Raw genomic sequence first — 19,373 nt, 5'->3', positions numbered from 1 at the left:
TAAGCCCTGCAGCGCCGATGGTACTGGGGTTACACCCGGGAGAGTAGGTCGCCGCCACATTATTCAAGCCAGCAGATCCTGCTGGCTTTTTTTTGTTTAACTCAATCCATTTTCACTTTTCATTTTTAGAATATTGTTGCAGTTTTGTACCAAAGAAAATTTCATGTCCATTCTATTTAAAGGATTAAAGTTTATAACTCCTAAAGGAGTTGAAACAGCTCAGGATTTTATTTTCCATTCCGGTAATTTTTCCCCAGCTACCCAAGATTCCAAATCAGATCAATTTGAGGTTATTGATGCCACAGGAATGATGGCTTCTAAAGGCTGGGTAGATTTGAGATGTATGGTAGGCGAACCAGGGTTGGAATATAAAGAAACTGTAGAATCACTTTGTGAGTCTCTAATGGCAAGTGGTTTTTCTAAAGCAGTAATTCTCCCCAATACTGAACCAGTGATTCAGAGTAAGAATGAAGTGGATTTCATTATTAACAAAGCCAAAAAATATCCAGTTGAAATCCTTGTCCAAGGAGCAGTGACAAAAAATACGGAGGGTGATGATCTGACTGAAATTTTGGATATGCATCATCAGTCAGGAGTTTCCATTTTCGGTGATGGAATAAAAACTCTTTCAAATGGAGATCGGTACATGAAAATTCTTCAATATCTCCAGAAATTTGATGGGGTTTTATTTGACCACGCCTATGATCCATTGTTAGCAATATTTGGTCAAATGCATGAAGGGGAGAATTCTACCATGCTAGGTATGAAAGGAATTCCAAGTCTTGCAGAAGACGTAGCGATCCAAAGAAACCTTGAAATATTAAAATACACAGGAGGGAAAGTCCATTTTCAAACCGTTAGTACTAGGAAAGGTATTGACTTAATCAGAAAAGGTAAAGCTGAGGGATTAAACATTACTTGTGATGTTTCCATCTATCAATTACTATTTACTGATAATGATTTGATGGATTTTGATCCTAATTATAAGGTGAAACCTCCTTTTAGGAGTGAATCAGACAAAGAAGCTTTAATTGAAGGATTAAAAGACGGTACAATAGATGCAATAGTCTCTAACCACCAGCCGCAGGACTATGATTCAAAATTCATGGAATTTGATCTGGCTTCATTTGGTATGGCAGGATTGCAAACCTTTTTACCAGCTTTGGTCCTTCTAGAGAAAGATCTTTCTTGGCCTTTGCTGATCCAAAAGATCACGACCGGACCTAATTCAATTGTTGGAGAATCAAGTGATTCATGGACTATCTTTGATCCAACAGCTAAATGGGTTTACAATAGGGCTTCAAATAAATCCAATTCATCGAACTCTCCTTGGTTTGGAAAAGAGCTGACAGGAAAAGTGAAATATGTGATTCAAAAAGGTGAGTTAATCACAATCAATGAATAAGTACTTTAAGTCTGCGTACCTTTTTGGGATCCTCGGAGGTGTTTTGGGATTGATCTCATTTTTCGTGTTATCTTTCTTTAAAGAAGATCCTACGACACTCAATTTGATTTTTGGTTACGTTATCGTGCCAATATCAGTTTATTTGGCTCTTAAATATTTCAAAGATTATAGCAATCAGGGCTACCTTTCTTTTGCGGAAGGGATGAGTGTGGGTTTTGTAACTTACATGTTAATCGCAATCATTTCTTTTTTAGGAATCTGGGTTTTGCTTTCTTTAGAACCTGATCTTTTTGAAATAATAAAGTCCTCAAAAATTAATACTTTAGCTGAAAGTAAAGAGACCATCGTTTCTCAAGTCGGGGAAAATTCATTTTTGGCAACCATGGAAAGTGTCAAAAATATGGTGATTTCTGACGTTGCTATAAATGATGCGATTTGGAAAATCGTTCCAGGACTGTTTTTTACTATAATTATTTCTATTATTTTGAGGAAAAACCCTAACTAATAAAACTATGGAAGAGAATCAATCTCCTTTTCAAGCCGCTGTGAAACCAGGTGTTACTATTGGCTTAATTTCACTTGCCTTAACTTTTATTGCCTATTTTATTGATGCTACATTACTAGGCTCAGCTTGGTTTGGTTTAATAGCAATAGTAATCTTCTTTGCTTTGATCATTTATTTTGGAAGACAGTATCGATCTGAAATTGGAGGCTTTATGACCTTTGGTACTGCCTTTAATTTTAGCTTTATAGCAATTTTGATTTCAGGTATTATAGGTCTAATTGGACAAGTATTATTGTTTCATGTGATTGACCCGTCACTTCCTGGAGTATTAGGAGATCTTGCCTTTGAAAACAGCATCAAAATGATGGAGAGCTTTGGCGCTTCAGCTGATTCTTTACCTCCAGGTCAATTGGAAGAAATGAGAGCTAGTACTGCAAAACAATTTACTCTATCTGGTCAATTGATGGGGTTTGGAATTGGGATTATTATCTATGCAATAATTGCTTTAATTATAGCTGCAATACTTAAAAAAAGAGATAAATCTCTGGATTACTAAAGCATGCCTGATATTTCCGTTGTCGTTCCTGTATTCAACGAAGAGGAATCAATTACTGAATTAACTCATTGGATTAGCCGTGTCATGAAAGACCACGGCTTTTCTTATGAAGTCGTTTTTATAAATGACGGAAGTACAGATAACTCCTGGGGGGTTATTAATAGCCTTGCCGGCGAGTTCGAAGAGGTGAAAGGGCTGAACTTTACTAGAAATTATGGGAAATCAGCAGCTTTGGATGCTGGTTTTCAAAAAGTAAGTGGTGATGTAGTTATCACTATGGATGCAGATTTGCAGGATAGTCCAGATGAAATACCGGGTCTTTTTGCGATGGTTAAAGAGGGGGGATTTGATGTTGTTTCTGGCTGGAAAAAAGAAAGACATGACCCCATCAGTAAAACTATCCCATCCAAATTTTTTAATGCTGTTACCAGATGGATTTCTGGTATCAAACTACATGACTTTAATTGTGGGCTAAAGGCCTATAAATTGAAAGTCGTAAAAAATATCCAGGTTTATGGGGAAATGCATCGTTATATCCCTCTTTTAGCCAAATGGAATGGTTTTCCTAAGATCGGTGAGAAAATTGTTCAACATCAATCGAGAAAATATGGCTACTCCAAATTTGGAATAGAAAGGTTTCTGAATGGATTTCTTGACTTGATCTCAGTTTCTTTTGTTCACAGATATAAAAAGAAGCCGATGCATTTTTTCGGATTGCTAGGCACTCTTTCTTTTTTCTCAGGCTTTGTGATAACCTGTTGGCTGATATTTCAAAAAGTATATGGGCTAAGCAAAGGATTACAAGTAAGAGAGATTACAGATCAGCCTTTGTTTTTCTTGGCTTTGGTAGCCTTAATCATCGGGGTTCAGCTTTTTGTGACTGGTTTCATTGCGGAATTGATGACCTCAAATCAATCAAAAGAGACAGAATATAAAATTGACGAGGAGATAAACTTTGATTATTGATGTTTTTCTCGGTGATCATACCGGTTTATAACCGTCCTGAAGAGATAAGAGAACTTTTAGAAAGTTTAAAAAATCAATCATTTAAACAATTTGAAGTCATCGTAATGGACGATGGTTCTGTTGATCGGGCGGATGAAGTTTGTACTGCATTCAAGAACGATTTTTCTATTTCCTACTATAATCAGCCTAATCAAGGGCAGGGTTTTGCAAGGAATGATGGTATGAGGTATGCTCAGGGAGATTTTTTTGTCATATTGGATTCAGATGTCTTATTGCCAGCAGAGTATTTAGAGGAGCTTAAAATGGCGATACAAAAGCGGGAATTAGATGCTTTTGGTGGGCCTGATGCTGCGGAGCAAAGCTTTAGTCCAATTCAAAAAGCGATGGATTTTGCCATGACCTCATTTTGGACAACAGGAGGAATTAGAGGAAAACTGAAAGATCCTGCTAAATACCAGGCAAGAGGTTTTAATATGGGAGTTTCACGAAATGTTTTTGAGTCTATTGGAGGTTTCGTGGATCCAAATAAAGGAGAAGATATAGAATGGAGTATCCGTATTAAAAAAGCAGGTTTTAAACTGGAATTGGTTGAGGAGGCTTTTGTTTTTCATAAGAGAAAGAACACCTTAATATCATTTGCGAAACAGGCATTTTCATTTGGAAGAAATCGTGTCAATGTTTCGAGGTATCATCCTGATGCAATAAAAAAGGTACACTTTTTACCTACATTATTTGTGCTTTTTTGTATAGGAACAAGTGTTTCAGGCTTATTGGGGTTAAGTGTATTTCCTTTTCAACTTTCTATTTTGATTCTTTGGAGCCTTGCAGTAGTGGTCGACTCAAGCATTAAGTACCGCTCAATAATAATCGGTATTTATAGCCTTATCACTTCTTTTACCCAACTGTTTTCCTACGGTACAGGATTAGTTTATGAATTGATTCGTAAGCAAGTCAAAGGCTAATTACCTTTTTTGCACACGAAAATGATTTCATTTTCCGGAAGAGCGAATTGTTTGACTTTTTCTGATTTTAATTCTTTTACAAAAAGATTTTCATCGATTCGGATACCTGATTTTCTTAGCCTCTTCGCGTAATCATTCCCATATTTTCTGACATGATCTCGTTGTCCAAAAACTTTTTCTCTTTCCGCAGGGTCAGTAATAGATTTATCCTCGAGAGTTTCAGGAAGGTTGTAAACTGGTGATTGGATGATTCCCCAGCCGTCACTTTTAAGAACCCGGTTAATTTCAGAGCAAGCTAAAAGATCATCTTCTACATGTTCCATGACGTGATTGCAGAAGACAACATCAAATGTATTTTCCTCAAAAGGGATTTTATGCACATCCATTTTCACTTTAGCCAAAGGAGACTCCAAATCAGCAGTGATGTAATCTAGATTTGGCAAGGCTTCAAATCGATTGATAAAACAATGCTCAGGAGCAATGTGTAATACTTTTAGTTTGGCAGTGAAAAAATCAGTTTTTTCCTGAAGAAAAAGCCACATGAGACGGTGTCGTTCCAAAGAAAGGCAATTTGGGCAAAGTGCATTTTCCCTGGCAATCCTTCCATAAGGTAGAAACTTCTTGTAGCTATGCTGGCAAACAGGGCAAGTAACATCAGTTCCTTTATTTAGCTGTGCAAAAAACTTCATTGCAAGGGGACTGACTTGCTGCAGAAATGGCCTTGGAATATATCGGATGACGAAACTTATGATGGACTTCATTCAGGGAAAATTTGAACCTGCAAGTTAATAAAGATGATTGAGTAGGCTAGTTCTGGATATTCTTTTAATTCTTTAGGAAGTTTTAGCATTTGAAAGTTAAAAGTCTTTTGCTAAAGAATATTCTCTCATTATTTTAGTTCAATTCTTTTTTTTGGAACATACTATTTGATTTGACTCTATGAAAAATTGTAGCGCTTTGCATGTTTTTGGATTCACTGTTTTTGCCTTTTTATTGATTTCCTTCCAGGAAGCTTTTGCTCAGGACTCGGTGACTTATACGCTACATGACATGGTTCAAAGAGCTAAAGATAGATCTCCAGCATCTTTGCGAGCCAAAACCAGAAAGGAAAATCGATATTGGAGATACAGATTTTTCAAATCAAATTATAATCCTCAATTGCGACTGACTGGTACTGTTCCTGCCTATTCTCAGGCTATCAATTCCGTGCCACAGCCAGATGGTACAATAAAGTTTTTACCTGTAAAGCAGAATTTGGTTGATTTAGGGCTTGGGTTGCAACAAGTAATTGCACCGACAGGAGGTATGATTTCTGTCAATACATCAACCAATCGATTTGATAATTTTTCAGCCGATGATAATGAAGTTCAAACTCAATGGTCGGGAACCCCTTTAAATGTCAGTCTGAGTCAGCCGATTTTCGCATATAACCCTTATAAGTGGGACAAGAAAATTGAGCCGTTGATGTTTGAGGAAAGCAAAAGAGAATTTGTCGAAGAAGGTGAAATGATTTCAATGATGGTGACTGAATTGTTTTTTGACTATTTAATCGCTCAGGTAAATTTTGATATCGCTTCTAAAAATCTAAAAAACACGGAGGATATTTTTGCCATTGAACAAAAGAGGTATGAGATAGGAGCTACGTTTGAAGACAAGCTACTTCAAGTGGAGTTACAAACTCTGCAGGCTAAGCAGGATCTTGCTCAAGCGCAACTTGATTTAGAAAAATCATCTTTGGCAGTAAATTCTTACATAGGTTTAAATCAATATGCCAAAATCAAATTACTATCACCTAAAGAGATTCCGGATTTTGATGTAAATATCGATGAGGCTATTGCCTACGCTTTCCAAAACAGATCAGAAGCACTGGGGTTTGACAGACGAAGAATGGAGTCTGAGGCGCAAGTAGCAGAAGCCAAAGGGCAGCGATTGGCGATGAATTTAAATGCAAGTTATGGCTATAACAATGCAGCTTTTACTTGGGGTGATATTTACAACAATCCGAATACCCAAGCTTTGGTAAACCTGGGAATATCAGTTCCGATTTTGGATTGGGGAAGAAACAAAGCTAGAATGTCTCAAGCTTTGGCAAATCAGCAATTAACTGAGTATGAAGTCGAAAATGAAACCATCAACTTTGAGCAAGAGATTTTCACAAAAGTGAGAAATTTCTTAATGATCAGAGAACGAATTAAAGTGACACAGAAGTCAGATGAGGTTGCTGAAAAAAGATATCAAATAGCCTTGAACCGCTACCAAACAGGTAATGTGACCATTTCAGATCTCAATATAGCCCAGAATGAAAAAGACACTAACAAGAGAGCTTTCTTTAGCTCTTTGAAGGATTTTTGGGTAGCATATTATGAGTTGAGAGCATTGACTCTATATGATTTTGAGAATGATCAGTTGCTCTATAATCCGGAATTAGAAGAGTAACGCTAGGGATAATTTGTCTATTTATTCCTCTGAAGATTCTGAATCCCCCTTTTTTAACCGGCCAGATTTTTTTAGTGCTTCTCGAATGATCCATTCCAGCTGTCCATTGGTGCTTCGGAATTCATCGGAAGCCCATTTTTCCACTGCCTTCATCATATTTTCGTCTAGGCGTAAAGCAAATGGTTTTTTCTTAGGCATCACCTTCCTCCTTCCATGTGGCTAGAAAAACCTCCAGCTTTTTTCTCTCACTTGTTCCAAGTAATATTTTTCTTTTTTCACCCGTATTTATTAGCAAACCTTCATCTCCCAAAATATTATAAAGTTTGGTATTCCTGTTTCTTTTCATACCATAACCGCCGTAATCAAAAATAGGATTGAACGTAATAACGCGAACGTCTAGAATTTCATTTTTTGGGATTTTTCTCCAGTTTCTAATAAACGGATAATATTTGTATTGAATTCCGAATTGATCAATTCTTGTTTCAAGAGAAATTGACAAGATTAGGGAAATGCTCAATGCCAAGACAGAAAGTACCACGGCCAGAGCTATCCCCATTTCCTGTTTGTCTTCTGAGGTAAAGAAAAGCACCAACATTAAGATTAATGTTGGTATTTCGGTAAGCAGGATTAAATACATGATCCAACTTCCCTTGTAGGATTGCTTTTCATTAAAAACCTGATTACTCATTTTTTTATTGGTTCAATGTGCCAACATTAAGTACCGGACTAGCGCTTTTATCTGAGCAAAGAACTACCATAAGATTGGAGACCATCACAGCTTTTTTCTCATCATCAAACTCGATAATATCCTTCATTTTCAAGTCTTCCAAAGCCATTTCTACCATCCCTACGGCTCCTTCTACAATTTTTTGACGAGCTGCCACAATTGCTGTCGCCTGCTGTCTTTGAAGCATAGCGGATGCGATTTCTGATGAATAGGCCAAGTGAGAAATTCTAGCTTCGATTACTTTAATACCAGCATGATGAAGTCTTTCACTGATTTCCTGTTCCAAAGAATGGTTTACATCTTCAACGCCAGAGCGTAAAGTGATTTCTGCCTCTTCATCTTCGAAATTATCATAAGGATAAAGTCCGGCCATTTTTCTTATAGCCGCATCTGATTGAAGGTGAACAAAGTTCTCGTAATCGTCCACATCAAAAGTTGCCTTAAATGTGTCTTCCACTTGCCAAACCACAATCGTTCCTATCAAGACTGGGTTACCGATTTTGTCATTTACCTTGACAGGTTTGTTTTCAAAGTTTCTTACTCGAAGGGATATTTTTTTCTTGGTCATAAATGGGTTGACCCAATAAAATCCATTCGCTTTAACACTTCCCTTGTATTCTCCGAAAAGAAGCAAAACCATGGCTTTATTAGGTTCTACTATGAAATATCCTGGCAGGCTTATGATTGCTAAAAATGCAGCTACAGCACCTAGAACAGGTGAATAGTTTACAAAAGAGAAAACTGATCCAACAATAAGTGCAAGATCCAAAAGGATAATTAAATATCCGGACGAAGGTTTTTTAGTTTTTTCCATTTCAATATGATGTTAAAATGATATCATATTAAATTACGACAAAAAATTTTTAAGGTTCAACTTTGGATAAAAAAAATACCCCGACCTAAGCCGGGGTATTATAAAGAGTGATTTCTTTTATCTTTTCTTAGTAAAAAGAGAATCGACAAATTCCTTCCTGTTAAATAGTTGGAGATCAGTCATTTTCTCACCTACTCCAATGTATTTTACCGGGATTTTGAATTGATCAGAGATCCCAATAACTACTCCTCCTTTGGCCGTACCGTCTAATTTGGTAATCGCGAGGGAGGTGATTTCTGTAACTTTTGTGAATTCTTTGGCTTGGATAAAAGCATTCTGTCCAGTAGACCCATCCAATACAAGTAGGATTTCATGAGGTGCGTCAGGAATGAATTTCTGCATGACTCTTTTGATCTTGCCTAATTCGTTCATTAGATTTACTTTGGTATGTAATCTTCCCGCTGTATCAATAATCACCACATCTGCTTTATTGTCTACCCCAGTTTTGACCGCATCAAATGCAACAGAAGCAGGGTCTGTGTTCATGCCGTGTGAAATTACTGGAACTCCAACCCTGTCTCCCCAAAGGATCAATTGATCAACAGCAGCAGCTCTAAATGTATCTGCGGCTCCTAGTACTACCGATTTGCCGGCAGATTTAAAAAGGTTAGCCAATTTGCCAATAGTTGTGGTCTTTCCAACTCCGTTGACACCCACCACCATGATGACATAAGGCTTTTTGTCTTCTGGAATATCAAAATCCAGTAAATCCTGGGTGTTGTTTTCTTCGAGAAGACCTGAGATTTCCTCTTTTAGGATTTTGTCTAACTCTTCGGTATTGACATATTTATCTCGAGCTACACGATCTTCAATTCGTCTGATAACTTTGATAGTCGTGTCAACTCCGACATCAGATGTAATCAGGATTTCCTCCAGTTCATCTAAAATCTCTTCGTCGACTTTAGATTTACCAACTACAGCTTTGCTGAGTTTAGAAAATATGTTTTCGCTAGATTTCTGTAAGCCTTGATCCAGGCTTTCTTTCTTGTCTTTAGAAAAGAAACCAAAAATTCCCATGTTGATTTATTTAAAAGCGGAATATAACGAAAAAGTCCCTGCTGACCTTTGGACAGAGGGACTTAAATGCATGAAGATGCACTAGGCAATTATTTGCTTAATGTTTCCTGAACCGCAGTGGAAGGAACCATTTCTTCTCTGAAGGTATAAGCACCAGTCTTATCAGACTTTACAGCTCTGATGACTTTTGCGTAAGTTACACCGTCTTTTTTCTTCAGTGTTGCTACTACTTTCTTAGCCATATCTTTTTCGTTTTACAGGAAAAATCCTGTGCTAAATTACTTGATTTCTTTGTGAACAGTCACTTTTTTAAGAATTGGGTTGAATTTTTTCAATTCCAATCTTTCAGTAGTGTTTTTTCTGTTCTTGGTAGTGATGTATCTTGAAGTACCTGGCATGCCAGAAGTCTTGTGCTCCGTGCATTCCAAAATCACCTGTACTCTGTTTCCTTTCTTAGCCATCTTCGTGTTTATTTAAGGTCGTGACTTTGATTATCTGATTACGATCATGCCAGAATCCTGCGCTTCTTTCAAAACTGCAGAGATACCTTTCTTATTGATAGTCTTCAATGCCTTAGTGCACACTTTAAGTGTGATCCATGCGTCTTCCTCAGGAACGTAGAATGTCTTCTTGTGAAGATTTGGGTAGAATCTACGCTTGGTTTTGTTGTTTGCATGGGACACGTTGTTACCTACGCGAGGTCTTTTTCCGGTAATGTCACAAACTTTTGCCATGATATTGTATCGTAATTTGTATGCGTTTCTGTAATGAGTCTGCAAATATCGGAACTTTTTGGGAATTAACAACAAAGGGTTTAAAATTATTCCCTTTTAATTTATCCTTTTCTGTATGGACAGTGTTTACACCCGTTTTCGCAGCAATATCCTCTCTTTAAATGATAGTGTTTTGTGAAAACCATCAGTCCTTGTTCATTAAAATAGTAATCTTCTGATGTTAAAGTACCTTGGTTTTGTGCGTTCTTTTCCGATTTCATGCAGAGAGGTACTTCAAATATTCTATTTTTGTCAAAGGAGTAAATTGAGAATGCAAAAATAAGAAAAACATGCAAACAATCACATCAAGCTCAGAAGCGATTGAACTGGAAGATAAATATGGCGCGCATAACTATCATCCGCTACCCGTGGTGCTTGCTAAAGGAGAGGGAGTTTTTCTTTGGGATGTAGAGGGTAAAAAGTATTACGATTTTCTTTCCGCTTATTCTGCGGTCAATCAAGGACACTGTCATCCAAGGATAAAAAATGCCCTGATCGAACAGGCAAATACACTGACTTTGACTTCAAGGGCTTTCCACAATGATGTGCTGGGTCCTTTTGAAAAATATGTAACAGAGTATTTTGGGTTCGATAAAGTGCTTCCAATGAATACAGGGGCAGAAGGCGTAGAGACGGCAATTAAAATAGCCAGGAAATGGGGCTACGAAAAGAAAGGTGTTGCTGAGAACAATGCTAAAATTATTGTAGCAGAAAATAATTTTCATGGAAGAACAACTACGATCATTTCCTTCTCTAATGATGAAAATGCCAGAAAGAATTTTGGCCCTTATACAGATGGATTTATTAGAATACCATATAATAATGTAGAAGCTTTGGGCGAAGCCCTAAAGCAACCAGGTGTTGTCGCGTTTTTGGTTGAACCAATACAAGGCGAGGCGGGCGTTTATGTTCCGGATGAAGGTTATTTAAGTAAGGCAAATGAATTGTGTAAATCCAATCAGGTTCTTTTCATTGCCGATGAAATTCAAACTGGGATTGCAAGAACTGGAAAGCTTTTAGCTGTCGATCATGAAAATGTGAAACCCGATATGGTGATTTTGGGTAAGGCGATTTCTGGTGGATTCTATCCTGTTTCAGCAGTTTTGGCTGATAACCATGTGATGGAAGTGATTAAACCAGGGCAGCACGGATCTACATTTGGCGGTAATCCATTGGGAGCAAAAGTTGCAATGGCTGCTCTTGAGGTGGTGCAGGATGAGAAGTTGGCTGAAAATGCTCAAATACTAGGAGAGATTTTCCGAAACCGAATGCAAAAAGTGGTAGATAAGTACGCAATTGCAAAATTAGTGAGAGGAAAAGGTTTGCTCAATGCGGTGGTGATTAACGATTCGGAGGAAAGTTCAACGGCTTGGGATATATGTATGAGTCTGGCTAGTCATGGATTATTGGCAAAGCCGACACATGGAAATATTATCCGTTTTGCTCCACCTTTGGTCATGACTGAAGAGCAGATTCACGAATGTTGTGATATCATTGAAAAAGTGATTTCTGAATTTGATAAAAAATAAATTCAAGTGAACTGATATTATGTCGCTTTCTGTTGTCCACGGGAAGCGACTTTTTTTAAAAATAAAATGAACAAAGCAGTAATATTTGACATGGATGGAGTGATCTGTCATACTAATCCATTTCACTCAATTGCGTTTCAGCAATTCTTTGCAAAAAGAAACCTTCAGCCTACAGAAGAGGAGTTTGCCGAACATATGTATGGAAAAAGTAACTCTTATATAATGAGTCATTTTTTTGAACGAAAAATCGAAGGAAATGAACTTTTGGAGTTGGAGGATGAGAAAGAGAGTCTTTTTAGAGAAATATATCAGCATCATGTAGATCCAATAGGTTGGTTTTTGGAGTTCTTCCATCAGTTACATGAAAATGGTTTTAAAACCGGAGTAGCCACTTCAGCTCCCATGGCAAATCTTGAACTGATCGCTGGGAAATTGGATCTCTTTCCTTATTTCGGGTCTGTCTTGGCAAGTGAGAATGTAACTAAACATAAGCCGGATCCTGAGGTATATTTGAAGTCAGCTGAGAATTTGAAAGTGAATCCAAAGGATTGTGTTGTCTTTGAAGATTCTTTTTCTGGAATAACAGCTGGATTAAATGCCGGGATGAAGGTCGTTGCCGTATTGTCCTCTCATACTAAAGAGGAATTACCAGAAAGCCACTTTTATATTAAGGATTACAGCGAAATCAGTCCGGCAACAGTAAATGAGATCTTATGTAATTAAATAAAAAGGAAAAGATTTAAATGTAAAAGCAGATCCGTTTGGGTCTGCTTTTTTCTTTTTTGGAAATTGAAACCAAAAATGGGATATTTTAAATTATTGAAATTAATTGAATTTTGTGGCTATAGAATTGTACAAAAATATATTTTGTTTGAATTATAGTTTTCAATATAAATTTTTTTAGATTATTTATAGGCTGGTGCTTTTTATTGTAACTCAATCTATTTAAATTAATTCGTCGTGTTTTTATTTAGCCTTTAAAAACAATTTTTTATGTCGGTTGTCAACATACCTTTTGAGTCTTTACTTTCTGATTTAGGATTAAGCCAATTAAAATCCCAGCTCGATCAAATTATTACAAACCCAGCAGATACAGCTGAAATAGTATTTGAGCATTTTAAGGATCAGTTGGATTTACCGACAAAGCTTCCTGTGGATATTTCAAAGGTTTCAAACCAGTATATCATTCAAGCTGCCAATGATCTAATTGCTAATAACCAAGCCTTTTTCTTACATGAATTGGAGTCGGTTTTAAAGCAATTTAGGATTAAACTAAATGATGCCGGAGACCAAATAGATGAATTGTTGGTTGAGGGAGAAACTCAACTTGCATCCTTGAGGGATCGAGTTACCGAGGAGCTTTCTAAAATCCCTTATACTATTGAAATAAGAGAAACAAACGGTGATAAGGAATTTTTTATTAATCAAAAAGAACCGATTGAATCTAAAATTCAAGGGGTCGAATTAACCATCACTAGCTCCTCTTTAGCATTTACAAGTTCTAATCTCACTCAATTACAATGCTCCATTGAAGCACTTTTGCCAGGCTTACAAAATCAAGATGGTTCTGGCCCACACCAAGTTTCACTAGATATTTCTTATGGGAATGGGATTTTCAATGGTTCAGCTACTAATATCCCAGCTGCTAGGCTTCAAGGATTTCAAGCTACTATAGATGAGCTAGCTTTAGTGATCCAAAATGGTGAATTCCAAGCAGGAACTCAGATAAGTGGAGAATTGGTCTTTGACTTTTTGGATGATGTCAATAATGGACCTGGGAAAATTGATTTTAATGTACAGCTTTTAAATAATGGGGACGTACGCTATCAAGCACAGAATCCCCAAGGGCAAGAACTTAAAAAAGGTAGTGTCTCCATATTTTTTGAGCAAATAGAAGTAGTAAGTCATCCAGCCTCATCACCTGATATTGATATCAATGGATGGGCAGAATTACCTGGAGTAGTAGATTCTTCCACACAGCAGCCAGTTAAGACAACTTTTGATTTTAGTTTTGTAGATCCTCATTTTGAATTTACCGGCACCAATTTCTCTCCAATACCACTCGGTTTTGGTGCGGTTACTTTTAATACGGTTTTTCTCAGAATTCATAAAAACGGAAATCTTGTTTCAAGTACTTGGGAAGGAAATTTGGGTATTCCTTTATTTTCAAATGGTCAGCTTGATTTTAATGTAGAATTTGAAGATGCTCAGACTGATCGGTTGAAGATAGATGTCAGTAATCCCGGAAATCAAAGCTTGTCACATGGAGGGTTTGATTTGAACCTTCAGCAATACGAGATGCTCTATGAAAATGGGCAATTGCAGGATATTACAGGAAATGGAGAATTAACCATTCCAGAAATAAGCTCAGGTACTCCAATTGAAATAGGAGTTCAATTTAATAGAGTAAATCAAAATGAGAATTTAACAATCTTAGCTAATAATTTTGGGCTTCCCGAAGTTGCTGGTTGCAAGATTGATTTTTCACAGATTCAATTCAAATTTACCAACGGAGTCTTTTCCAACAGTTTGATAAATGGTAAGATCAAACTTCCAGATTCTACTGATGGAGCAGGAATCTCCTTTATTTTGGCTATTGGAAACCAAGGGGATAATTATACCATTCAATTGACAGGAAATCCTCAGGATAATATTCTGAATTTTGGGCCTATCATTCTTGAGGTCAACTCCTTTGAACTAGCTGTGGTCAGTAACCAATTGGATCGTATCAATGGAGCTGGCCAATTGCAATTACCGGGTTTGAGTGAGTCTTTCGGATTTTCTTTTAATGCAACATTAAATGGAGATACCTCAACTTATGCAATCCAGATAAATAATGTCATTGCAGAAATAGGAGGCTTTAATCTTAATTTTACTCAGATTAACCTATCTAGTCAAAAAGGACAGCAGTTCTCAGCAAGTGCTTCTGGAAGCTTGACTTTACCTGTTTTTGATGATGGAGGAAGTTTGGGTTTTTCAGTTTCATTTGATAGAAATGAAAACTATCAAATAGCCGTTAACAGTGGGTCTCAGTTTGTAAGATTTGGCGATTTTGAGTTGAATCAGGTACAGATTGCTTTAAATGTTCAAGCTGGTGTATTGCAGGATTTCTCGGGAACGGCTTCTCTACAAATCCCAGGATTTGATTCGGTAAGTTCGGTTTCATTAACCTATTCACGAATTCAAAATAGGTACGAAGTTAATCTTCAGAATCCGCTAGATGTGGACTTATTTGGAGGGGAGCTTCAAATGTCCTCTTTACAACTTGTAATTAGCAATGGAACTTTCCAAAGTGGTCAAGCAAATGGGGTATTCAAATTGCCTGATGCCACAGGAGGAGCGGGAATCCAATATGAAATGGCTGTGGGAAATACAGGGCAGGATTACACTCTTGAACTGACAGGAACCCCAGATCAAAATACGATTGAATTTGGCCCAGTCTCATTAAACTTCCAAAGTTTCAGCCTGACAGTTCAAAATGGGAATCTCCAAACCTTATCTGGAGCAGGCTCTTTACAGCTTCCTGGCCTTAGCCAGCCATTCAATTTCAATATTTCAGTCGACACCTCCGGAGCTGATCCAATTTATGTGATAGAGTTAACCGATGTCACTGCAGATTTGGATAGCTTTAATCTCCATTTTGATCAGATTAGAATCGAAAGTAAGGAGAATCAAAACTTTTCTGCAGCTGTTAATGGTCAGGTGACTTTACCGGTATTTGATGGGACTCCTTTGGGTTTTGATGTTGCCATAGCAAGATCTAATAGTTATTCAATTGCTATTGATGGTTCGGGGCAAAGTTCAAATTTTGGCATGTTTGTTCTTTCAGATGTAGTATTTAGCATTTCCGTGGATAATGGAACAGTGCAAAATGCCAACGGATCCGCAGGATTTCATATCCCGGAGCTGACCCAAGCAAACCAGCCATTCAATGTAGCAGTAGGTTATTCCAAAAATGGAAATGAGGATTTTTCGATTTCGGCAACAAATCTTCCCGCGGTAGAATTAGCAATATTTACTTTAAATATTTCCACTCTTGCCTTCTTAATTAGAAATGGAAGTTTCGAATCCGGAGAATTAGATGGGTCTATAAACATGCCCTTCTTTACGAATGGTGGAGGGCTGAATTTTTCTTTTTCGGTTGCGAATGGAGGTACTAGTTACACGATTCTGATTTCCTCAACAGGTACTCTGGAAGGAAATGGTTTAGAGGTGAAAGACATTAACCTAAGTGTAATAGTTGCAAACGGTAGTATGCAATCTATTTCTGGTTCTTCTAAGTTTAAGTTGCCGGGAGGTGATGACTTCATCGATGTTTCAATATCCTACAACTCCCCTCAGAATAAGCTTAGTTTTTCTGCTAGTCCTTTACCTACCTTTTCTATTGGAGGATTGACTTTTGATTTCTCTCAATTTGGCTTTGCGATACAAAATGGAAATCTAACTGATGCTGTATTTGCGGGGAACTTAACGATTCCTGCTTGCGATGATGGGAATAATTCTCTGGCATTTAATTTCCAATTAGCAAATGGAAATGATTATACCATTCAAGCAAATCCTGGAGGGGGTAAAACTGAATTAAAGCTTGGAGATGTAAGTTTATTTATTGAAGAGTTTGACTTAAGAATTCTCAATGGAAATTTAGAAAGTATTTCTGCTGAAGCAGCCTTAGGTTTTTCAGGTTTTGAGAAAGAAAATGGATCCGGACCAGCAGAAATAGGAATTGGTTTTCAATACACAAAGGCAAACCAAAAGTATAGCATCTCGATTTCTCAAGATCAAAAAATAAAGATTGGCGGATTTGCATTCACTATTAAAGAGCTTCTAATCTCTTTTACCCCTGAAAGTTTGGAGTATCCATTCTCATTTGAGGGTGAACTTGAGATTCCCGGACTCAAAGATGAATCTGATCAGCAAGCAAAAATCGAAGTAAGTTTTAATGTTCCTTCTAAAGGTAACTTCTCTGCTTCTATTGGAAGTAGTGCAGTATTTACTATAGGTACTGTAAAGATCACGGTTTCTGAGATTTCTGTTACTAAAAATGCTGAAGAAATTACTATAGCTCTTAAAGGTCAGCTAGAGTTAGAGGGCTTTAGCGGTATGGGAGGCGAACCTACTTCTATTGCTGTCGATATTGAAATTGACAACCAAGGAGCCTTCCATGTATTAGGGGAAGTGGTTCCAAGTACAAATGCGCTGAAGGTTGTAGATATCCCAAGTGTTGCAAGAATTTATCTAAGTAAAATCGGCTTAAGTAGAACTGCCTCAAATGATTGGGACTTTATATTAGGAGGTTTGATTGAAAATCAGATCGTTATCCCAGGGATGGATAACTTACTTCCGAGCCAGATTAATTTAAAAGACCTTCAATTTGGGAGCTCTTTTGACATCGACTTAGATGTGAGATGGCCATCTGGATTAAGCGTTTCTTTCGGGGGAGCTCAAAGCGAAGCCATAATCCCAGTGAATGGTAAATTTGGAAATGCTGTTAGTCTCGATGCAATAAAGATATCTTTTAAGAATAACGGAGCGTCTGGTGCCGATCTTGGGCTTGCATTTTCTGGAGCTAATATTACTTTAGGCCCTGTTTCTGCCTCTGTGGAGGGTTTAGGAATTGAAGCTAAATTAACCAAACCTACCTTCAGTAATGGAGTCCCGCAAGGAAACTCGAATTTTGGAGTTGTCAATATTGATATAAAATTCTTACCCCCAACCGGGTTAGGTGTTTCTTTGGATACGCCTGTGTTTACTGGAGGTGGATACCTGTTTTTTGATAAAGATAAAGGCGAGTATGCGGGAGCAATAGAGCTTTCGTTTATGAATCTTTTTGCTGTTTCTGCGATAGGTATCATTAACAGTAAAATGCCAGATGGAAAGCCTGGTACCTCAGTTTTATTTATTGTTTCTGTAGAATTTGGGACTGGAATAGCTCTTGGATTTGGATTTTTTATCTCCGGATTAGGTGGGATCTTAGGTATTCATCGAACCATTCAAGTAGAAAGATTAAGGGATGGGGTACGTAGTGGTACCATTCAAAACATCCTTTTCCCTAAAGATATCATTGCCAACATAAATAAAATACTTACTGATATCAAGGAAGTTTTCCCTGTTAAAAGGGATCAGTTTGTATTAGGTCCGATGGCGGCAATTACATGGGGAGTACCTACCATCTTACGGGTTGATTTAGGAATTGCAATTGAGTTTGCAAATCCGGTTCGATTCGGAATTCTTGGGGTTCTTCGCGTAATCTTACCTGATGAAAATGCAGCACTGATAAAAATCCAAGTGGCTTTCTTGGGAATGATTGACTTTGAAAAAGGCATGCTGAGCTTTGATGCAAGCCTTTTTGATTCAAAAGTGTTAACCTTCGGGTTAGAGGGTGACATGATTCTAAGAATAAGTTGGGGCGCAAAACCAGATTTTGTTCTTTCTGTGGGTGGTTTTCATCCACGATTTGATCCACCGACGCATTTGCAGATTCCCACAATGAAGCGGTTGACCTTGAAGATCCTTTCGGGAAATCCAAGATTGACGCTGACCTGTTATTTTGCGGTTACTTCTAATACTGTTCAGTTTGGTGCAGGAATAGATTTCTATTTTGGAGTAGCAGGCTTTAAAGTAGTGGGTGAATTTGGCTTTGATGTTTTGTTCCAATTCTCACCATTCCTATTTATTGCTGATGCAAGAGCCAGGCTGGCAGTCAAAGCAGGAAGTACTACCCTTCTAAGTCTTTCTCTGGAATTTACATTACAAGGACCTACTCCCTGGAGAGCAAAAGGAACAGCCAAGTTTAAAATTCTATTCTTCTCCGTTAAAGTTAAATTTGATGTCACCTGGGGTGATAAGAGAGATACCACCTTGCCGGATATTGAAGTATTCCCATTACTTACCGAAGCAATGGAGGACATCCAAAATTGGAGAAGTATTACTTCCAATTCCAATTCCTCTGGAATAAGAATGAAGGGTTTAGCTTCAGAAGAAGATTTAATCTTGGTTCCAAGTGGCTCAATTGAGATCAGTCAAAAAGTGGTTCCGCTGCAGGTGGAGATATCTAAGTTCGGTCAATTTAAACCTTCTGATTTTACCAAATTTGAAGTAATAGAAATCAAAATTGGAAGTTCTGATGCTGTCTACTCCTATATCCAAGAAGCATTCGCTCCTGCAAACTTCCTCGATATCAAGGATAATGAAAAATTAAGTTTGCCATCTTTTAATGAACAAGATTCAGGTGTAAAACTAAGTTCGACAGATAGCTTAAAATGTGGTGCGGTGCTCGATAGAGATGTAGAATATGAGCAGCACATTATGGATGAGGCAAATAACACTTTTGCCATTAATAGACTTAATTCCTCCGCAATATTCAGTCAAAAAGAAACCACCTTCTTTAGTAGAACCGGAGCAGTTGGTAGATCAGTGTTATCAGCAAATAAATCTCAAGTTGTCAATCCTAAAAAAGTAACGCTTCAGAAACCTGGATATGCAGTAGTTGGAACGGATGACCTTGCTGTGGTAAATGGTGCTCAAAAGCTTTCTTACATGGAGGCAGTTCAGATTTCAAAAGTTTCTTCCATCAAAGGGAAACAAAGTGTTCAAGTTGTAGCAAATGATGTTTTAGCCTTATAA

At 37.6% G+C, this 19,373-nt stretch carries 18 protein-coding genes; 9 read left to right on the top strand and 9 right to left on the bottom strand.

Translation table 11 applies throughout. The features are described 5' to 3' along the window. The first annotated feature begins 163 nt into the window (after positions 1 to 163). The 5 genes from FHS59_RS21260 to FHS59_RS21240 are packed head-to-tail and all read left to right on the top strand — an operon-like array spanning position 164 to position 4,394. On the top strand, positions 164 to 1,405 hold the full coding sequence (locus FHS59_RS21260) for a dihydroorotase (protein ID WP_184497990.1): 1,242 nt from the start codon (positions 164 to 166) through the stop codon (positions 1,403 to 1,405). Beyond that, positions 1,398 to 1,910, top strand: coding sequence for a DUF4199 domain-containing protein (locus FHS59_RS21255; RefSeq protein ID WP_184497988.1), 513 nt, complete (start codon positions 1,398 to 1,400; stop codon positions 1,908 to 1,910). The genes FHS59_RS21260 and FHS59_RS21255 overlap by 8 nt, the downstream gene beginning before the upstream one ends. A gap of 7 nt (positions 1,911 to 1,917) precedes the next feature. Then, positions 1,918 to 2,466, top strand: a complete 549-nt coding sequence (locus FHS59_RS21250) for a DUF4199 domain-containing protein (RefSeq protein WP_184497986.1) — start codon at positions 1,918 to 1,920, stop codon at positions 2,464 to 2,466. Between the two features lie 3 nt (positions 2,467 to 2,469). Further along, positions 2,470 to 3,432: a glycosyltransferase family 2 protein gene (locus FHS59_RS21245; RefSeq protein WP_184497984.1), complete on the top strand. Its 963-nt coding sequence runs from the start codon at positions 2,470 to 2,472 to the stop codon at positions 3,430 to 3,432. Continuing rightward, complete coding sequence (locus FHS59_RS21240; RefSeq protein ID WP_184497982.1) at positions 3,432 to 4,394, top strand: glycosyltransferase; 963 nt, start codon at positions 3,432 to 3,434, stop codon at positions 4,392 to 4,394. The genes FHS59_RS21245 and FHS59_RS21240 overlap by 1 nt, the downstream gene beginning before the upstream one ends. Here the strand turns inward: FHS59_RS21240 and FHS59_RS21235 are convergent. After that, positions 4,391 to 5,155, bottom strand: coding sequence for a class I SAM-dependent methyltransferase (locus FHS59_RS21235; RefSeq protein WP_184497980.1), 765 nt, complete (start codon positions 5,153 to 5,155; stop codon positions 4,391 to 4,393). The two genes, FHS59_RS21240 and FHS59_RS21235, sit on opposite strands and share 4 nt — an antisense overlap. Before the next feature lie 178 nt (positions 5,156 to 5,333). Between FHS59_RS21235 and FHS59_RS21230 the strand changes: the two genes are divergently transcribed. Next, the gene (locus FHS59_RS21230; RefSeq protein WP_184497978.1) at positions 5,334 to 6,830 is read left to right on the top strand and encodes a TolC family protein; all 1,497 of its coding nucleotides are present in this window, start codon (positions 5,334 to 5,336) and stop codon (positions 6,828 to 6,830) included. Between the two features lie 21 nt (positions 6,831 to 6,851). Here the strand turns inward: FHS59_RS21230 and FHS59_RS21225 are convergent, their stop codons facing one another. From FHS59_RS21225 to FHS59_RS21190, 8 genes are all read right to left on the bottom strand, one after another. Then, on the bottom strand, positions 6,852 to 7,028 hold the full coding sequence (locus tag FHS59_RS21225; RefSeq protein ID WP_184497976.1) for an Arc family DNA-binding protein: 177 nt from the start codon (positions 7,026 to 7,028) through the stop codon (positions 6,852 to 6,854). After that, positions 7,021 to 7,518 (bottom strand): hypothetical protein, encoded by a 498-nt coding sequence (locus tag FHS59_RS21220; protein ID WP_184497974.1) that lies wholly within the window; start codon positions 7,516 to 7,518, stop codon positions 7,021 to 7,023. Before FHS59_RS21220 ends, FHS59_RS21225 begins: the two co-directional genes overlap by 8 nt. A gap of 4 nt (positions 7,519 to 7,522) precedes the next feature. Then, positions 7,523 to 8,371 carry an SPFH domain-containing protein gene (locus FHS59_RS21215; protein ID WP_184497972.1) on the bottom strand — a complete coding sequence of 283 codons (849 nt, stop codon included), beginning with the start codon at positions 8,369 to 8,371 and terminating at the stop codon, positions 7,523 to 7,525. A gap of 117 nt (positions 8,372 to 8,488) precedes the next feature. Further along, positions 8,489 to 9,448, bottom strand: coding sequence for a signal recognition particle-docking protein FtsY (gene ftsY / locus FHS59_RS21210; protein ID WP_184497970.1), 960 nt, complete (start codon positions 9,446 to 9,448; stop codon positions 8,489 to 8,491). A gap of 89 nt (positions 9,449 to 9,537) precedes the next feature. Then, positions 9,538 to 9,690 (bottom strand): DUF4295 domain-containing protein, encoded by a 153-nt coding sequence (locus FHS59_RS21205; RefSeq protein WP_184497968.1) that lies wholly within the window; start codon positions 9,688 to 9,690, stop codon positions 9,538 to 9,540. A gap of 36 nt (positions 9,691 to 9,726) precedes the next feature. Further along, positions 9,727 to 9,909 (bottom strand): 50S ribosomal protein L33, encoded by a 183-nt coding sequence (rpmG, locus tag FHS59_RS21200; protein WP_014020702.1) that lies wholly within the window; start codon positions 9,907 to 9,909, stop codon positions 9,727 to 9,729. A 30-nt stretch (positions 9,910 to 9,939) separates the two neighbouring features. Continuing rightward, positions 9,940 to 10,182: a 50S ribosomal protein L28 gene (rpmB, locus tag FHS59_RS21195; RefSeq protein WP_074226189.1), complete on the bottom strand. Its 243-nt coding sequence runs from the start codon at positions 10,180 to 10,182 to the stop codon at positions 9,940 to 9,942. Between the two features lie 101 nt (positions 10,183 to 10,283). Continuing rightward, a complete protein-coding gene (locus FHS59_RS21190; RefSeq protein ID WP_184497966.1) occupies positions 10,284 to 10,442 on the bottom strand; it encodes a DUF5522 domain-containing protein in 159 nt (52 codons plus the stop codon). A gap of 69 nt (positions 10,443 to 10,511) precedes the next feature. On the opposite strand from FHS59_RS21190, the gene rocD reads away from it, so the two are divergent. The 3 genes from rocD (at position 10,512) to FHS59_RS21175 (ending at position 19,373) form a co-directional block, all read left to right on the top strand. Continuing rightward, the gene (rocD, locus tag FHS59_RS21185; protein ID WP_184497964.1) at positions 10,512 to 11,750 is read left to right on the top strand and encodes an ornithine--oxo-acid transaminase; all 1,239 of its coding nucleotides are present in this window, start codon (positions 10,512 to 10,514) and stop codon (positions 11,748 to 11,750) included. 66 nt (positions 11,751 to 11,816) lie between these two features. After that, positions 11,817 to 12,473: an HAD family hydrolase gene (locus tag FHS59_RS21180; protein ID WP_184497962.1), complete on the top strand. Its 657-nt coding sequence runs from the start codon at positions 11,817 to 11,819 to the stop codon at positions 12,471 to 12,473. A gap of 270 nt (positions 12,474 to 12,743) precedes the next feature. Next, positions 12,744 to 19,373 (top strand): DUF6603 domain-containing protein, encoded by a 6,630-nt coding sequence (locus tag FHS59_RS21175; RefSeq protein ID WP_184497961.1) that lies wholly within the window; start codon positions 12,744 to 12,746, stop codon positions 19,371 to 19,373.

Origin of the sequence: Algoriphagus iocasae (assembly GCF_014206875.1) — a bacterium.
Lineage (GTDB): Bacteria > Bacteroidota > Bacteroidia > Cytophagales > Cyclobacteriaceae > Algoriphagus > Algoriphagus iocasae.
This window is presented reverse-complemented; position numbering and strand designations above follow the sequence as displayed.

Bases quoted from the DNA above. Each gene is read 5' to 3' on its own strand.
- FHS59_RS21175 (WP_184497961.1), top strand. From the start codon at position 12,744: ATGTCGGTTGTCAACATACCTTTTGAGTCTTTACTTTCTGATTTAGGA.
- FHS59_RS21250 (WP_184497986.1), top strand. From the start codon at position 1,918: ATGGAAGAGAATCAATCTCCTTTTCAAGCCGCTGTGAAACCAGGTGTT.
- FHS59_RS21255 (WP_184497988.1), top strand. From the start codon at position 1,398: ATGAATAAGTACTTTAAGTCTGCGTACCTTTTTGGGATCCTCGGAGGT.
- ftsY (WP_184497970.1), bottom strand. From the start codon at position 9,448: ATGGGAATTTTTGGTTTCTTTTCTAAAGACAAGAAAGAAAGCCTGGAT.
- FHS59_RS21260 (WP_184497990.1), top strand. From the start codon at position 164: ATGTCCATTCTATTTAAAGGATTAAAGTTTATAACTCCTAAAGGAGTT.
- FHS59_RS21215 (WP_184497972.1), bottom strand. From the start codon at position 8,371: ATGGAAAAAACTAAAAAACCTTCGTCCGGATATTTAATTATCCTTTTG.
- rpmB (WP_074226189.1), bottom strand. From the start codon at position 10,182: ATGGCAAAAGTTTGTGACATTACCGGAAAAAGACCTCGCGTAGGTAAC.
- FHS59_RS21235 (WP_184497980.1), bottom strand. From the start codon at position 5,155: ATGAAGTCCATCATAAGTTTCGTCATCCGATATATTCCAAGGCCATTT.
- FHS59_RS21225 (WP_184497976.1), bottom strand. From the start codon at position 7,028: ATGCCTAAGAAAAAACCATTTGCTTTACGCCTAGACGAAAATATGATG.
- FHS59_RS21180 (WP_184497962.1), top strand. From the start codon at position 11,817: ATGAACAAAGCAGTAATATTTGACATGGATGGAGTGATCTGTCATACT.
- FHS59_RS21245 (WP_184497984.1), top strand. From the start codon at position 2,470: ATGCCTGATATTTCCGTTGTCGTTCCTGTATTCAACGAAGAGGAATCA.
- rocD (WP_184497964.1), top strand. From the start codon at position 10,512: ATGCAAACAATCACATCAAGCTCAGAAGCGATTGAACTGGAAGATAAA.
- FHS59_RS21190 (WP_184497966.1), bottom strand. From the start codon at position 10,442: ATGAAATCGGAAAAGAACGCACAAAACCAAGGTACTTTAACATCAGAA.
- rpmG (WP_014020702.1), bottom strand. From the start codon at position 9,909: ATGGCTAAGAAAGGAAACAGAGTACAGGTGATTTTGGAATGCACGGAG.
- FHS59_RS21220 (WP_184497974.1), bottom strand. From the start codon at position 7,518: ATGAGTAATCAGGTTTTTAATGAAAAGCAATCCTACAAGGGAAGTTGG.
- FHS59_RS21240 (WP_184497982.1), top strand. From the start codon at position 3,432: ATGTTTTTCTCGGTGATCATACCGGTTTATAACCGTCCTGAAGAGATA.
- FHS59_RS21230 (WP_184497978.1), top strand. From the start codon at position 5,334: ATGAAAAATTGTAGCGCTTTGCATGTTTTTGGATTCACTGTTTTTGCC.
- FHS59_RS21205 (WP_184497968.1), bottom strand. From the start codon at position 9,690: ATGGCTAAGAAAGTAGTAGCAACACTGAAGAAAAAAGACGGTGTAACT.